This window comes from Mageeibacillus indolicus UPII9-5 (genome assembly GCF_000025225.2).
Taxonomy (GTDB): Bacteria; Bacillota; Clostridia; order Saccharofermentanales; family Fastidiosipilaceae; genus Mageeibacillus; species Mageeibacillus indolicus.
Genome location: NC_013895.2, coordinates 155,340 through 171,686 on the forward strand (window position 1 = coordinate 155,340; position 16,347 = coordinate 171,686).

The window sequence follows — 16,347 nt, forward strand, 5'->3', positions numbered from 1 at the left end:
ATGGAAACATTCTTTGGCAGAGTGGCAAAACATGTGTCCAGTTTTCTGGGTACATATCAACATTCTTCGGGTGGACTTTTTGTTTTAAAATTATTGGGTTCCGTTTCCATAAGTTTATGCCTGATATCACGTCCACCGTAAATAATACGAACGGCATAGACCGTATTTTTGCTTTCGTCAGGGTAATAAAAAACAATATAATTCTTAACAGGGAAACAGCGTAATCCTTGACTTTTGAGCGGTTCATTATCGTATAGCCGATACCGCATTGGCATATTGTCCAAAGACAGGATTTCCTTTGTAATTTGCCGTACCAACTTAACAGCTGTTTGGGGTTCGTGAAACTTATACGTGATATAGTCCAATATATCACGAAGGTCGCGTCTTGCCCGATCGGTGAATTCAACATTCCAAGTCATACACCATAGTCTCTCTTTAGCTCATCCATAATGCTTTGGGCGGAATATGTGCGGGCGGCACGAATATCTGCCATGCCTTTTTCAAGCTCTGCATCTTGTTCTTCCTTTGTCAAAGACCCGAAAGCTATCGGATCAGGCAGTTTCATTGGAAACGGAATACCGCGTTGCAGAACGACTTGCCGCAGAAACATACCGACTGCATTGGACATTGGGATGCCAAGTTGTTCTAGGACCTGCTCAGCCTGCTCTTTGATTTCTGGCTCTACCCGAGCAAATATGTTAGAAGTTCTTGCCATGGTTTATCGCCTCCTTGACAATATAATACAATACTATTTTTGCGATATGCAAGCGATTAGCAATCATACTGCGATAGCATATTAGGAATGCATAAAACCGAGAGCCGGAACAAAACGAATAATATACTTATGGGGCTAGACTAATGCTTTGGGCGGAATATGTGCGGCCGGCTCGGATATCCCCCATGCCTTTTTCAAGCTCTGCAGCTTGTTCTTCCTTTGTCAAAGACCCGAAAGCTGCCACGCGCGGTTGCATTTTTTGATCCAAATATTTTTAAAAACTTGTTCACGAATATTAAAAACTTGTTTTACTTTTTGCCCGGCGAGTGCAACTTTGCTTGATATAGCGCGACTATTCCTCTGAAGAATAAAACTATTCACAAGGTGAAAAAAATAAGCCGAAAAATATTGGTATACTTTAGATAAATTGTTAGGTTATTCGTGAGAAAGCCCAACAAAATTTGTAGGATAAGACGAAAAGATATTATTAATTTAAGGAGTTGCGCTATGGAAAAAAAGATTTCATTATCTCAAACTGTGGCCGGTATAATAATCGTCCTTGCACTATTCGCGCTGGGAATGTATGTCGGTAAACTTAATGCAAAGATGCCGATGTTTTTGTTAGCCGGTTTCGGTCTCGGTTACGCGCTGACCCGTTCACGTTACGGATTTGCTGGTGGCGTTAAACGCATCTATATTCGTGGTGAGGGCAGCCTGACTAAAGCAATATTCGTTTTGCTTATTATCACGGCGATCATCTTCATGGGTGTGCAATGGAAAGCTCAGGCAGGCGGAGCAGTTCCGGCGTATTTGGCTCAACAGGGCGAAAAAATTATTCCGGGAACCCAAAACGTGTACTTCACCAATCTGGCGACGATTATCGGCGGCTTCATTTTCGGTGTGGGCATGATGCTGGCCGGTGGTTGTGGTTCAGGAACTTTATCTGACTTCGGCGAAGGACAGGGGCGTGCTTTCATAGCGTTTATCTTCTTTGTATTGTTTGCTGCACCGGGTCATTGGGCAAGGCAGGTTTTTGACCGCACGGCAGTAGGTAAAATTGGTTATCGTTTGCATATTCCGCAAGCGATCGGCTATGTGCCGGCCTTGATCATTACCATACTTTTGATTGGCTTGATGTATTGGGGCGTGTTGCGTTATGAGGCTTATCGGAAACGTACCGGAACATATAAGGATCCTAAAGGAGACTATGAAGATTTTGAACAGCCTTTGCCGGATACTTTGCCGCGCACATTGTTCAGCTATGCGACTTACCACAAACTGTTCGTTGAACGTTGGAGCTTCATGGTCGGAACATTTGTTCTGGCAGCGTTCGCCGTTTTTGTCATGGTTACTACTAACAAACCCTGGGGTGTGTCTTCCCCGTTGGTGACTTTAGATGTAGCGATTTTACAAAAACTTGGGATCACTTTTTCACCGGAAAACTTCGGCGGAATTCTCAAGAAGGTTAACGGCGGTTTGCTGGCTGACGGCGGTACGGTGCGTAATATCGGTACCTTCTTCGGTTGTATGGTAGCGTTCCTACTCGCTAACCGTTTCAAAGTCGATTTCAATTTCCGCTTTACTGATGCTTGCTATTATGCAGTAGGTGGCGCTATGCTCGGCTTCGGTTCCCGTTTTGCTTACGGTTGTAATATCGGGGCTATGTATTCTGCAATTACCTCATTCTCTTTCTCGGGCTGGATTTTCCTGATTTCCATGGCTTTGGGCGGCGTTGCCGGTATGCTCGTCTTTGCCGGTAAGGTCAACATCCTGCCTAAGCTGAATCTACGTTGCCAAATTGAACAAAATCGTACTCAAGCGCAAAAGAAATAGAACCTAGACATGGACGGCTGGGTAAATTGTCAGCCCTACCGTCCGTGCCAATTAAGAAAATTGGTGTATCATACGCGCGTAAGCGCAAACTTAAATACAAAAACGGAGGTATATATTATGGGTAAAAAAGTTGTCATTATCGGCGGTGTTGCGGGCGGAGCTTCAACAGCAGCTCGTGTACGGCGTTTGGATGAGTTCGCTGAAATCAAGATGTTTGAAATGGGACCTTATGTTTCATTTTCTAACTGCTGCATTCCTTTCCACATCAGCGGTACGGTAAAAAAATCTGAGAATCTGATTTTGATGACCCCGGAAGAATTTAAAAATCAATATAATATTGACGCTGTCGTCAATCATCAGGTAATCAGCATTAACCGCGAGAAAAAATACGTTGAAGTGAAAAACTTGCTGACTGAAGAAGTTTTCCAAGAAAAATATGATGTTTTGGTGATGGCTCCAGGAGCAAAGGCAGTTCGCCCGAAGAGCATTGCCGGGGTTGACGGTAAAAACGTGTTTGTGATGAAGACAGTGCCTGATTTACAAGCTTTTATGTTTTACGCGGAAGCCAATAAGGTGAAAGATGTAGCAGTTATCGGTGGCGGTTTCATCGGTGTTGAAGTGGCGGAAAATGCCAAAAAAGCCGGTTATAACGTTGCGATAATTGAGGCGGAAAAACAAATCTTAGCACCGCTGGACTACGACATGGTGCAGATCGTCAACCGTCACCTGTATAATCAAGGTGTTGAACTGCATCTTGGTGATGGGGTTAAAGCAATTGAGAGTGACAAGGTCGTCTTGCAATCCGGCAAAACCGTGCCGGCGCAGGCGGTGATTTTGTCCATCGGTGTGGCTCCGAATACGCAACTGGCTAGAGAAGCCGGTTTGGAATTGAATGAGGCCGGTTATATCAAGGTAAATCATCATTATCAAACGAATGATCCGGATATTTATGCGGTAGGCGATGCGATTGAAGTTAAAGATTTCTTCACCGGCAAGGCGACCAAACTCACCTTGGCAGGCCCGGCGCAACGTCAGGCGAGAGCTGCCGCCGACCATATGTACGGTCGTACTTACGTGAATACCGGCGTCATCGGGTCTTCTTCTGTTAAAGTATTTGATATGAATGTCGCTTCTACCGGTATGAACGAGAAGCAATGCCAAGCTCAAGGTATTAAATACGGGTTCTCCTATATTATTCCGAAAGATGGCGTCGGCTTGATGCCTGGCTCCAAGAATTTGTTCTTCAAGCTGCTGTATGCTGAACCGTCAGGGCAGGTTCTGGGGGCGCAAGCTGTAGGCTTGGGCAATGTTACTAAGCGTATAGATGTTATCGCAACTACGATCATGCTGCACGGTAATTTGGAAGATCTGAAGGAGCTTGAGCTGGAATATTCTCCGAACTACGGTACAGCTAAGGATGTTGTCAACCATGCTGCTCTTGTAGCACTTAATTTGCTCAATGGTGAATTTAAGAAAGTTCCAGTAACTGCCGCTCGTAAATTGGTAGAAGAAAATGCGTTCATCATTGATGCCCGGGAAGAAAATGAATATGCCGTTGGCCACGTTGTCAACGCGATTAACATTCCGTTGAGTCAGTTCAGGAATCGTCTGGATGAAATTCCGCATGATCGTCCGGTCTACATTTATTGCCGTTCGAGCCAACGTAGCTACAACATGGTCAGAGCTCTTGGCCAACGTGGTTACACTAATGTGTATAATATGGATGGTTCGTTCTTAGGCATCAGTGAGTATGAGTTCTACAACGATCAGGTAACCGGCCGTAAACCGATTGTAACGGCTTATAACTTTAATTAAGCGAGTAGGTGTGAGTTGTAGCTCGCAGCTCCTGCCGGTCGCATTGTGTCGCTAAGTGCTGAGCTATACTGTGCATGCTGCGCTGTGCGTACCGGCTGACTGCCCTGCTGAGATCGGCATTGCTAAGTAAGAAATGTAATTTGTTCGGTGACAATGTACTGCCCCGTCGGGGTGGTACATTGGCATTTTTAAATAAATATGAATGAGGATGGTACAGGTAACATGAAACATACGGAAAGAATCGTCGGTTGGATATTCCTGATAGCAGTATTGCTGGCGGGATATTTTCTGCTGCCGACCTCAATGCTGTTTTTTCGCCTTATTATCGGTGGTTTGCTCGGTTATGCACTTTCAAGGGGCTACATGGGATTTGCCGGCAGCGTCAACCGTGCATATTTAACCGGGTCAACCCGATTGATGCGAACTTTGATGCTGATGTTTTTCGTATCGGCAGCCGGTACGGTTGCGGTTCTGTTTCAGGCAGACGCTACAAAATTTGATCTATGGGTAAACCCGATTAATTTCGGCCTTTTGCTGGGCGGAATTTTCTTCGGTTTCGGGATGGCGTTTTCTTCTTGCTGCGCCTCGGGGGTTCTGACCGATTTGGTCACTGCACTACCGCGAGCGTTGATAACTTTGGTCTTCTTTTGTGCCGGTGTTTTTCTCGGCTTTCCGCTGCAAAATACTGCCGGATGGATCAAAGACTCTTGGCTTACTTCTCCGACCGGCGCGGCAATCGGCACCAAAGGTGTTTACTTCCCGGATTATTTTAAGTTTGACGGGCTTGACGGATATTTGGGCGCATTGGCAGTTACAGGTGTGCTTTGCATTATTGTAGTGCGTTTAAGCCGCTATTATGAAAACAAGCGCAAAAAAACGGGTGAATATTTCGGGCATTTTGATGAAGGGGTCCAGCTGAAGATTGCCGCGGATAAGTTGAGTGAAAACGACGTACCGTTTTTTTCTGCCACCGCCTATGAACGCTATTTTGTGCGGCCGTGGTCGTTGCGGACGGCGGTTATAGTCATTTCGTTTATTTTTGTCGTGCTGATGGGGGTTACCAAGGCGGGTTGGGGAGCGAGCACTCCTTACGGCTTCTGGTTTGGGAAAGTTTTGATGCAATTTGGGGTGAGTACAGATGCCATTGTCGCATTTACGCACGGCGCGGCTAAACCTTATGAACTGCCGTTCTTATTGCATCCGATAACTTTGCAAAATATAGGTATTTTGCTCGGCACAGCCTTCTACTTGCTTTCAGCGGAACAGCTTCGTGACGCGGTAAAAGCCGGCTATCGAATTTCAGCCAAGCAAGGTTTATTTTATGCTATAGGGGGGCTGGCCATGGGCTTTGGAACCCGTTTATCCAACGGCTGTAACGTCGGAGCTTTGTATACGCCGATTGCCAATTTTTCGCTGTCAGGTTGGATATTCTTGGTGGTAATGGTTTTAGGCGGGATTCTGGGTAACAAAATAGCCAAAAAAGTCGGTCTGTAACTAAGCCGTACAAATTTGCATCAAACTGTACAAGATTTCACCAAACTGCACCAAGCTGTAATAGGCTGTAATAAGCCGTACCAAAGGAGAAATGGAACTGAATGAAAATGCTACGCGAAAAATTACCGATAGCGCCGGCTGTATGGCTGGGTATTTTAGCGGTTTGGTTCGGCTATACAGCTTTAGTGAAGCACGATTCGGTAATGATACCGTCGCCGCTCACTGTATGGCGAACTTTCATTTACACCGTGCAGAACGGATATGGCGGTATCAGTTTGGGCGTACATCTACGGAGCAGCTTTGTGCGCCTTTTTCTGGCTTTGCTGACTGCCTTTGTTACTGCAGTTCCGCTGGGTTTCCTCAGTGGCTACATAAAATGGATACAGAAAGCAGTCGATTCCTTGGTACAGTTCTATCGCCCCATACCGCCGCTTGCCTATTATCCTTTGCTCATACTTTGGCTTGGCATTGATGATCGCTCAAAAATTATGTTGCTGTATTTATCGGCCTTCGCGCCTCTGTACATTGCCTGTGTCGCTGCTATCGGAGGTATTCGTAGGGATTACATATTAAGTGCTAAATCTCTAGGCGCAAATACAAATCAAATTCTAAAATATATTATTTGGCCGGCTTGCCAACCGGCACTGTTCACCGGCTTGCGCACTGCATTCGGCTTTGCTTATTCAACACTAGTGGCTACGGAAATGACGGCTGCGACATCCGGAGTTGGCTGGATGGTGATGGATGCGTCACGTTATCTGAAAAGCGACATTATTTTTATGGGAATAATTATTATGGGCGTGACCGGACTGGTCATTGACCGCTGCCTGTATTTTTTGGAGAAACATTTAGTGTTTTGGAAAGGAAAAAGCTGATGCCTAAACTGAGCGCAGCAAATTTTCGCACCTTGCTACGGATTTTAATCGTTGTTTTTGTATGCGGCGGTTTGAGTCTGAGTTTTTACCACTATTTACCACATTCGCTCGACAAGCCTGAACATCATAAGTCGGAAGAGCTTGCCGGCGGTGTTCCGGCTCAAAAAAATTCGGCGCGGCGGATGGTAAACATCGGCTATTTGCGCGTGCCTAATGATGAAATGCTGGCTATCAGTATGGGAAATTTGCAGCGGAGCTTGGCCGAAATGAATGTTGAGGCGAAATTCACAGTTTTCGACTCGGGGGTTGAGGCTAACCAAGCTTTTGCTTCCGGTAGCATCGACTTCGCTTCCATGGGAATAACCAATGCGGTAATCGCAATGGCTAAAAAACTGCCGGTTCAACTTATTTGGATTCATGAAATTTTGGGCACGAATGAGGGCTTGGTGGTGCAAAAAGATCGCGGTATCAGCAAAATTGATGACTTGCGCGGCAAGGTAGTGGCGACAACTTTTGCCTCGACTTCGCACTTCAGTTTGTTAAAGACTTTGGTCAGGCATAATCTGGTCGGGTCGGTTACTTTATTGGATATGAAGTCTACGGATATTGCTGCTGCCTGGCAAAGGGGAGATATTGACGGGGCCTACACATGGGAACCGGCCTTGAACACGATTCAGAATTCCGGCGGGATTACTTTAATTACTTCGCGCGAATTGGCCGCGACCGGCAACCCTACCGCTAATGTCATGCTTGGGCGTCGTGCTTTTACTGAACGTAATCAGGATATCACCGAAGCCTTTTTGGCGGCGGTTATTAAGGCTAATCAGTTTTATCGGAGCCACCCGGATGAAGCGGCAAAAATTTTGGCACCTAAGCTGGAAATATCGCCTGAGTTGGCAGCTTTGCAGATGAGCGGATCGCAGTGGTTGGACTTGACTACGGCACGGGCTTATTTTGGCTCGGGAGATGGACCGGGCAAACTAATTGAAGTTTTACACGATTTGAGTGAGTTTTTACATCAAATTAAAACTATTCCCCATGTTCCGGATCGGGCTGCCATACGTGAATTTGTTAACGGAGAATTTTTGCCTGAACCTACGAAAAATTAACAATATGGTATTATGATAAGCATGAGCGTTACCGGGAAAGTGGTGCAGGAAGCTTGTTCACTTCAGGCTTCAGCGGGATCTCTCGGCAGCTGATGGAAAACTGAATTTAATGACTATGACTTCTAAAATTACTTGTAACAAATATAATGAGCCGGCAGCAAATGCGGCGAACGCAACCGTTACTCCGGCCGAAACCGCGCCAACGGCGTCTTTACGCCGACTCGACGCTCGAAACCACGCGGGCCAGCCACCTGAAACCATCTTAGTTTGTGATCGAGTTTCGTTCGCCTATTCGCCGACCGAACGCCCGATTTTGCAAGACATTTCCTTCGAAATAGCCAAACGCGATTTCGTCTGCGTTTTGGGGGCTTCAGGTTGTGGCAAAAGCACATTACTGAATATTCTGGCCGGATATTTGCCGGTACACGAAGGCCAAGTTATGTTTAAGGGGGAGGCGATTACCGGCCCAGGATGGCATCGAGGCGTGGTGTTTCAACAACAAGCCCTTTACCCATGGCTAAATGTCTTTGATAATATAGCTTTCGGCCTCAACATGCGTCACTGCGAAGCGACTACCGTAAAAGCGAGGGTTGCCGAATTGCTTGATTTGATCGAATTGACCCCCTATGCTCAAGAATACGTGTTTAATTTGTCCGGAGGAATGCGCCAACGTGTCCAGCTGGCGCGGGTTTTGGCCAACAATCCGGAGCTGATTCTCATGGACGAACCTTTGGGTGCTCTCGATGCAATAACCCGTATCAAGATTCAAAATCTCTTGCGCAAGCTGTGGTGGCTCGGCGACAGCACCTTCTTTATGATTACGCATGACATAGATGAAGCTCTAGCCCTGGCAACCAAAATTATCGTTTTGGCTCCCGACCCGGGGCGAATTGTCAAAACTTACGCGACAAATTACACCTATTCGGCATATACGTCGCGTCACCCGAACGAATATATGGACGAAAGTTATTTGCGCTTGAAAGAAGAAATATACGAAATTTTGACCCCGGAATAGAGGTGGTATGATTAAATGTTAGATATACGGTATAAAACCTTTCTCGAATTAGCTAAACAGTTGAATTATACCAAGGCGGCCAAACGACTTAATTATACTCAGCCGACGGTTACCAAACATATTCAATATATTGAAAATAGGTTGCAGGTTAAGCTGGTTTACAGCCAAGGACGAGAAGTGAAACTTACCCATGAGGGAATTTTGCTGCGTGACCATTTGTATGAGCTTTTGGATATGATTGAAAAATTTGAACATACCTTGGCACGCTCCAACAATCGTTCTTCCAGCAATATTGGGACGAGTCGTACGGTCGGCGAATACTATATACCGCTTTACACCAAGCTTTTGGCGCAAAATCGCTTGCATTTTAATCTGTTGGTTGAAAATACCGACATTTTGCTGGGTGCTCTGGAAGAACGGAGCATCGACTGCGCCCTTATTTCCGGGCCGGTGAAAGAACGTGCCGGCATGATTAAAGAGGAATTTTTTCGCGATCAAATCGTCTTAGTCTGCTCGCCAAATCACAATTTGGCCGGTAAAACGGTGGATTTGGCGGATTTGTTTGATGAGAAGCTGACGATGCGTGAGCACGGCTCGGGATTGCTACAGTCCTTAACCACTACTTTCTATAAAATGGGAATACAACTTTCTCAGTTTAATCAATTAAAGTTTATCGGTAATATCCGCTTGACGAAAGAGATTTTGTATCAAGGGGAACGGTTGGGTTTTTTGTACTTCGCTTCGGTACGTGAAGATATTGAGGCCGGCAAGCTGGCGACGGTAACTATTCGCGGCCTTAATCTGTGGCAACCATATTATATGGTTTATTATGATACGTGCCAAGCTTGTAATTTGGCGCAAAAACTGCGTCAGTACATTGTAGTGCCTACGACGGAAGCGTCCGGCGGCAGAGCGGATAAAAAGTAAAAAACGAAGTGAAATAACGCTAAATCAGGTGGAAAAATCGCAGCAGGCGGCCACACCGCAGATCGTAGAGGAGGCCGAGTAATTTTTGCCGCCAAGAGAGCAAAGAATTGTGCAGATAATTCGGGCAATTGATTTTTTTGTAATTGCGATAAAGCGGAATCTCAAAGGTTGCAACCGCTACGTCCGCAGACGCTCGGTAAAGTCGGGTCAACACGCTTAAATAGCCGTGGTAGGCAGTGACGGCTTCCAGTTCGGAGCGGTATTTATCGCTTAAACCGGCCTCGGCATAGGCGGTTCGGCATCTATCTAAGATTGTGAGAATGTCACGGTTGCGTTCAAGTCGCTTAGAGCTCATGGCTGATTCCGGCCGCAGGCGGTAAATATAGTTGTAGTCCGGCAAGGCCACCCAGAGCGGCGCATACATTTGTAAGCGTAAGCAAAACTCCAAATCTTCATACCAAAGGCCGTGGGGGAAGCGGATATCGGGGTGTTTCAGTAGATAGGAGCGGGAAATCAATTTGTTCCAGGGGGCGACTGCTTGCAGCGGCAGCGGTTGCGGCTCACCCCGCAATTGGTGCAGTGGCAAATTTAGATTGAACGGTTGCAGTTTTCTGACTTCCGGGTTTGCCGATTGGCCGAGTCTTTTCGAGTCAGCTTGGGCAGCCGTGGCAGTTGGGACAGCCGGGGCAGCCGGGCCAGCCGGAACAGCCGGAACAGCCGGGTCAGCCGGAACAGTCGGTACGGATGAGGCAAGAATATAAAAATTGCTATAAAAGACTACCGCCTCAGGATAAGACTCGATCGCTTTTTTGTAATTGGCCAGGGCATCTGCCGGCAACAGGTCATCACTGTCGACAAAAAGCACATAATCGCCCTTGGCCGCTGCCAAGCCGTTATTGCGTGCCGCTCCGGCTCCAGCGTTGGCCTGCCGCAACAAATGAAAATTGGTTAAACGCTGACTGGCGATCTGCGTGGCGATGAACTCAGCGGATCGATCCGGAGACCCGTCATCGACGAAAATAACCTCAAAATCAGTTTCGCTTTGTTGCAACAAAGAATTGAAACAGGCCGGCAAATATTTTTCTACATTCCAAACCGGAATAATCAAGCTGAACAGCATAGTTACCTCTCAGAAAGTTCGGCTTAAATCGGCATCGAAAGAATAGGGGAAATTGTAGCAATAAGCGGATAATTCCCGGGCTATTATGGAAGCCTCTTCTTGCCAAACAGGATTTTGCCGCCACAACTGCGTGTTGTTGACGGAGATGGCAGGATTGAATTTAGTTTTCGGGGCGATGTGCTGACGCGAAAGCAGACCCAGATCATGTTCTATTTGGGCAACGGTTGCTTCATAATTATAAATTAAATCTTCAAAGGCATAGGTGAAGATTCGGGCATCAGAGTAAGGCTGCACACTTTCCCGTAACCGCCGATACATGCGGCAAAATTCTTCAACCACGGTGGGATAGGGTACAGGTTCATTATTTTTGGCCCAGACATATTTATTGGCAATAAAAACGTCCCGCGGATCACGCCCGATGACTATAGCGGCATAATCGTCATTGAAGTAATCGGCAAATCGCCATAAATTATGAGGTAATAACAGCTGATCCATAATTATTCCAGTGGCATCGGGTGCTTTGGCGGCGATGGCGGCGGCGATACGATTGACGAATTTTTGCGCGGCGGCGGTGAACTCGGCATGCTTCGGCCAAGCCAACCACATTTCGGGATAATTTAGCGGTAAGGGAAGAACTTTGCGCCCACCTGACAAAAGCTTGACGGTTTTGCGCCAAGCCAAATAGGGTAAATCGCGAGTGCTGAATTTTTCCTGCTCATACCAGTAAAAATGTGGTCTAACCTCAATAAGTTCGGCCAACAGTTCATCTACCGCGGCAGCAAACTCGCTGCCAATCAAGTCGGCATAGTGTCCTACCCACCACCGGCCACGGTTTAAGGCCTGCATGGTTTGTTTAAAGGCATGCAAAGCGGCGTCACTGCGCAGGGCGGTATTTCCGACAGTCAACTGATCGGCCAAGTCGAACAGGCCGTGCGGGCAGTGCAAAAAAACATATTCAAAAGAGCCGTGAGGGGCGGTAATTCCTTCGTATTCGCCCAGAAGATCGGTACAAGCGGAACTGCCTGATCCGATAAAACCGACCGGAATGATATATTTAAACATAAATGCCTTCTTTCATAAATAACTTTGTGCAAATTATTTTAACTTATCGGAAGGGGAAACACCACGCCTAAATATAAAAGCTCCGGCCGTTACTAATGAAGCGATAATCAGAACGACTGCGGCTGCCAGCTGGTATAGGGACGGCTTTTCGTGCAAAAAAATGGCGGCAAAGATCATAGCCCAAGCGCAATAAGTGATGTTCAAGGCCATGCCGCGCCCCGCTCCTAATTGATGTATGGCTCGATAGTATAAAATGAACGAAAATGCTCCGCATATGGCGGCCAATGGCAAGAAACCACTGGAAGGTAGCGATAGCAACGGTGGAATCATTTCCCAAGCGTTCAGCCACGGCAAGATAATTATTGCGTAGGTTAGCGCGGAAACTGTTTGGCGAATAACGATGGCCTGCTCGGCCGATACGGCGTCATTTTGCATTGCGTGAGCACAAATTACCGATTCCGCCGCCCAACTGACCACACAGATTATGGCCCAAAGCAGACCGGTCGCCGTGATTTTTAGACCGCCTGAGGTAGGTACGCTCAGCACGGCAACGGCTCCCAGACAAACGAGTAGCGAAAGCCACTGATAAAACTTCAACCGTTGTTTTAAGAAAAAATGTCCCATGGCCGCTCCCAAAGCAGGGAAAAATGCCGAGAACAGTGCTGTCAAGCCGGAGCCAAGATCACGAATGCTTAATACGTAGCAAGTCATTCCGATAGGGCCGCCCAACAAGGCGGCAACCATTACTTCAACGGCTGCTTTGGAATGCCATACTTTGAAAAGCGGTTTTATTCCTCGACGCAGAAAAGTTATTACCCAGAGCCAGACCGCCGACATGGCATCGTGTATGAAGGAACTGAGAATTGGTGCCAAAAAAGCCAAAAGAAAATCGTTGCCGAGTTTGGCAAGAACAACGCCGATCATCACCGTATCCAAGCCCCAAAGTAAACCTGATAAAAGTCCCGGAATCATAAATCCTCCTGTAAATTGATGCGAGGTGAGCTCTTTTGTTCGAACTTCGTCGGCCGCGGCTGCTTGGTCGGCAGTGGTCGCCCGGCGGCATCAAGTAGGCTGAGCAGTTGATTATTTTTGTCCAAAAGCAGCAGAAAACATCTTCTTTTACGCCATAGTCTAAGGACGGAGGCCGCAGCGGTTGTAGAGGCCACAGCGGTTGGGGAGACCACATCGGTTGTAGAGGCCGCAGCAGCTGTAGAGACAGCGGTGATACGATGCCGCAGAGATTCAGGCAAACTTTGTAGATCCACCGAGACAAACTTATTCCATTCCGCCGGAGCAATGCCGTAGCTCGCTTCGACGGCTGCCAAAATTTCCGACGGCTGCTTAACGAGAAAATCCGGGTCAAATTTGCTGACCTCACCCACTGTATCAAACTCATAAATGAGTCCTTGCCGGTAAAGCTTGGGGTACAGCGGTATTTTAGCCGTATTGGCCGCGTAAACGGCTTCCCACAACAGATTATCGGAAGCGGGATCCTTGGCCGCTGTGCGCAAAACCTCGCACAAAGCAGCCGCCGCGCCCCGATCCAAACGAACCTGCCCAATCATGTAGAAAGCATTTCGCCCCCCGATCTTGACCTTATTGATTAAACCGTCGGCATCAGTATAGACACACCACTCAGCCGTTTCCCCGCGGGCCCGATTGACGGCGTAGTATGGTTTTTGGTCATACAGCCGAAACGGGTTGGCCGTAAAATAATTATCGGCGGAGCAAATGTAAGTATTACCGAGTTTTTCAGCGACCGGCAACAACGAATAAATGTTGTTTTTAGTAGCGAAAAAAGGATTGAACACTATTTTAATGGCAAATTTTTCTTTTAAATAAGCGAATTGTTCGGCTTTGTAACCGGTCACGACAGTTATATCTTTGACCCCGGCTTCCCTCAATTGGCGGATTTGTCGTTCGATTAAGACCTCACCATTTACTTCCCACAGACCTTTTGGTTTCAGGAGAGAGTGGGGAACAAAACGACTCGACATTCCGGCTGCGAGAATAACGGCATTCTCGGTGCGCGTAAGTTCCAATTGGGGCAGAGTTTGCAAGACAAGAGTGCTGTAGTGTTTAGCGTACAAAAATTGATTTTGCCAATACTCTCCGAACTCTACGCCTTGTTGTGACTTGTACTGACACCAGATATCCCATAAAAACCCGGCAACAGCGACATAAGCATAAACTTTGAGCCGCTCAAAAGGCTCCGGCGTGATACCGTCCAGTGCAAAATACAAGTCAATAAACCGATCTAATGCATCACGATTATATCCGGCATAGATGGCAAACATGGCCAGATCGCATAAGGGATCCTGCATAGCAGCATATTCCCAGTCGATCAGGGTGCATTTCTTCCCTGCAATTAAGGTGTTGTCGGGATTGAAATCAATGTGGCAAAGGGTTTCGTGGCGGGGCAGACTGTTAAGCCAAACCAAAATCCGGTCGATAGACTGGCGGACGGCTGCATGGTCTTGGAACGGTGACGGTTCTCCTTGGCAGAGCTCCGTGTAAAAATTGATTCTTTCGGCCAAATCAAAGCGGTGCGGCACGGTCAAGGCAGCTTGATGCAAGTCGCGGAGGGTATGGAGGCTGAGCTTTAAATCGGCCAAATTATACGGGCGGCAAGTGTGTGAACCGGTGATGAATTTGCTGATTTTTCGTCCGGTCAGCGGATCAAAGGCCAAAACTTTTTCGGCGTGGGGCCAGGCAGCAATCGCCCGATAGACATCTGCTTCCTGATGACGGTTAAGCAGTTCAGACGTTCCGGCTCCGGGCACACGCAACAAATAGCGTTCATTTTTAAAACTAAATGCCAGCGTGCGGTTGGTCATGCCACGCTTGACCGGCTCTTCCCATAACAAATCGGACGGCTCAGCTTTTAAAGCGGTGGCTGCCCAAGCCAAAGCGTCTTTTTGCGTAGAGTCAAACTGACTAAGCAAATTTAGATAGTCATTGGAGGTTTCAACATTGAACGCGTCCTGTTCCGAAAAAACTAGTACTCGCGCCTGATGTTTAAGTGTACGTTCGGCCAATAGGGCGGCAAAAATGTCATCGTTATCAACGAGGTGAAGGGCTTTGAGCAAAGACCCGTCAGCGCCAGCCTTTTCGCTGAAGAATATTAAAGGGATACTGGCGGCAGCTGGGGTTGCGGTGAATACAATTTCAGCCTGAGCAAGAACGATGTTTAAGTTTTTGCTTACGGCCTCGCTAAGATACAGCCCGGCATTGAGAAGTAGAACCGAGAATCTTTTCCCGGCATGCTCAAGCTCTTTTATAATACTGCGCACCGCCCGACTGTTCCCGTCACGGTAGGCCGGATTGTAGCTAAGGGTAAGGCCCGGCACATCAGCTAAGTAGGCCAAACGTTCTTTTTCGTAGCCGGTTATGATGTAAATTTGGGTAAATCCGGAGGATTTAAGTTGAGATAGCAGGCGTTCCAACATACAGGTATTTTTTATTTTGAGCAAAGCCGGCAAAGTACCGCCACGATCATCTCCGAAAGCTAGGCCGGAAAAATCGGCGGTGATGATCGCCGTCCGCGTGACATTGGATAAGCTCGTATCCGTGGCGTTTGGCTCCAAATCATTAGCATTCAGCATTTTCGGGTCCCAAGCACGGGTTCGTTCAAACTCATTCTTCGAAATATTGGGAATTTTGCGTTTCGCTGTCGAACGGTACGACATGGCTAGCCTCCTCAGGTAAGTCAAGTTTGATGAATAAAAGGCGACGTATTTCAGATTAATAGCTGACTTCCGGTCCCATCACAGAAAACAACGTGTCATTCTATTTTAGGTTTTGCGCGCTCAACAATCAATACACAAAGCTGAAGGGACAAAGTTAAAGTTTGGTGGAGATACTCGACGGCACCGCCTGTCAAAAAATCAACATAATATGTATATCCTTAACAGAAACGATACTATCCGTTTTTTTGACTAAATTTGTTAAGACGCACAAAAAATATTGCGATAAGCGAATTAATATGGTACAATACGCACTACGAAATATGAAAGCTAGGAAGCATTTTATCATTAAATACGAAGGAGGATAATTCAATAATCGTAAATTGTCAGATTAGATAGAAATATTATCGGCTTAGTGCTAACTCAACAGGGATAGTCAGCTTGTATAATTAATGGAGGTACATCTATGGAAACGAAGACATCACTCCCGCGCAAAATCGGCAAAATAATCGACAAATACCATCTTGCGATCGTAATTGCTATAACCATGGCCATTTGTACCCGTGTTATTTGCTTTCAATTGGCCTGGGGAACGGTTATACTACGGGAAGCGTTGCTGGAAACGGTGCGCATACTTACCAAGCTGAGTTTTAGGTGAGCGGCAAGTTGAGATAACAACTGATTTGTTTATGGATG

The 16,347-nt window shown here is 46.8% G+C and carries 14 protein-coding genes; 8 read left to right on the plus strand and 6 right to left on the minus strand.

The features are described from left to right. Positions 1-56: 56 nt before the first annotated feature. Together HMPREF0868_RS00655 and HMPREF0868_RS00660 are read right to left on the minus strand one after the other, a co-directional pair. On the minus strand, positions 57-419 hold the full coding sequence (locus tag HMPREF0868_RS00655; protein WP_012992778.1) for a type II toxin-antitoxin system RelE/ParE family toxin: 363 nt from the start codon (positions 417-419) through the stop codon (positions 57-59). Further along, entirely contained in the window at positions 416-715 is a 300-nt protein-coding gene (locus tag HMPREF0868_RS00660) for a type II toxin-antitoxin system RelB/DinJ family antitoxin (RefSeq protein ID WP_012992779.1), read from the minus strand. Before HMPREF0868_RS00660 ends, HMPREF0868_RS00655 begins: the two co-directional genes overlap by 4 nt. Before the next feature lie 507 nt (positions 716-1,222). Between HMPREF0868_RS00660 and HMPREF0868_RS00670 the strand changes: the two genes are divergently transcribed. From HMPREF0868_RS00670 to HMPREF0868_RS00700, 7 genes are all read left to right on the plus strand, one after another. Then, on the plus strand, positions 1,223-2,548 hold the full coding sequence (locus HMPREF0868_RS00670) for a YeeE/YedE family protein (RefSeq protein ID WP_012992781.1): 1,326 nt from the start codon (positions 1,223-1,225) through the stop codon (positions 2,546-2,548). Between the two features lie 117 nt (positions 2,549-2,665). Beyond that, positions 2,666-4,363 (plus strand): FAD-dependent oxidoreductase, encoded by a 1,698-nt coding sequence (locus HMPREF0868_RS00675; protein ID WP_012992782.1) that lies wholly within the window; start codon positions 2,666-2,668, stop codon positions 4,361-4,363. Positions 4,364-4,585: 222 nt separating this feature from the next. Continuing rightward, positions 4,586-5,857 (plus strand): YeeE/YedE family protein, encoded by a 1,272-nt coding sequence (locus HMPREF0868_RS00680; protein ID WP_041705755.1) that lies wholly within the window; start codon positions 4,586-4,588, stop codon positions 5,855-5,857. Between the two features lie 101 nt (positions 5,858-5,958). Beyond that, positions 5,959-6,732, plus strand: coding sequence for an ABC transporter permease (locus HMPREF0868_RS00685; RefSeq protein WP_012992784.1), 774 nt, complete (start codon positions 5,959-5,961; stop codon positions 6,730-6,732). Then, positions 6,732-7,841, plus strand: a complete 1,110-nt coding sequence (locus HMPREF0868_RS00690) for a taurine ABC transporter substrate-binding protein (RefSeq protein ID WP_012992785.1) — start codon at positions 6,732-6,734, stop codon at positions 7,839-7,841. The genes HMPREF0868_RS00685 and HMPREF0868_RS00690 overlap by 1 nt, the downstream gene beginning before the upstream one ends. 109 nt (positions 7,842-7,950) lie before the next feature. After that, positions 7,951-8,856, plus strand: coding sequence for an ABC transporter ATP-binding protein (locus tag HMPREF0868_RS00695; protein ID WP_012992786.1), 906 nt, complete (start codon positions 7,951-7,953; stop codon positions 8,854-8,856). Positions 8,857-8,871: 15 nt separating this feature from the next. Next, complete coding sequence (locus tag HMPREF0868_RS00700) at positions 8,872-9,783, plus strand: LysR family transcriptional regulator (RefSeq protein WP_012992787.1); 912 nt, start codon at positions 8,872-8,874, stop codon at positions 9,781-9,783. 19 nt (positions 9,784-9,802) lie between these two features. On the opposite strand, the gene HMPREF0868_RS07745 is transcribed toward HMPREF0868_RS00700, so the two are convergent. From HMPREF0868_RS07745 to HMPREF0868_RS00720, 4 genes are read right to left on the minus strand one after another with little or no spacing between them, the layout of a single operon-like run. Further along, a complete protein-coding gene (locus HMPREF0868_RS07745; protein WP_012992788.1) occupies positions 9,803-10,903 on the minus strand; it encodes a glycosyltransferase family 2 protein in 1,101 nt (366 codons plus the stop codon). A 9-nt stretch (positions 10,904-10,912) separates the two neighbouring features. Further along, positions 10,913-11,965 carry a sulfotransferase family protein gene (locus tag HMPREF0868_RS00710; RefSeq protein ID WP_012992789.1) on the minus strand — a complete coding sequence of 351 codons (1,053 nt, stop codon included), beginning with the start codon at positions 11,963-11,965 and terminating at the stop codon, positions 10,913-10,915. Between the two features lie 33 nt (positions 11,966-11,998). Beyond that, positions 11,999-12,937 carry a DMT family transporter gene (locus HMPREF0868_RS00715; RefSeq protein WP_012992790.1) on the minus strand — a complete coding sequence of 313 codons (939 nt, stop codon included), beginning with the start codon at positions 12,935-12,937 and terminating at the stop codon, positions 11,999-12,001. Then, a complete protein-coding gene (locus HMPREF0868_RS00720) occupies positions 12,934-15,654 on the minus strand; it encodes an NTP transferase domain-containing protein (protein ID WP_012992791.1) in 2,721 nt (906 codons plus the stop codon). The genes HMPREF0868_RS00715 and HMPREF0868_RS00720 overlap by 4 nt, the downstream gene beginning before the upstream one ends. A gap of 463 nt (positions 15,655-16,117) precedes the next feature. Here HMPREF0868_RS00720 and HMPREF0868_RS00725 point away from each other — a divergent pair, with 463 nt between their 5' ends. Continuing rightward, positions 16,118-16,309, plus strand: a complete 192-nt coding sequence (locus tag HMPREF0868_RS00725) for a hypothetical protein (RefSeq protein WP_012992792.1) — start codon at positions 16,118-16,120, stop codon at positions 16,307-16,309. The last annotated feature ends 38 nt before the right edge of the window (positions 16,310-16,347 follow it).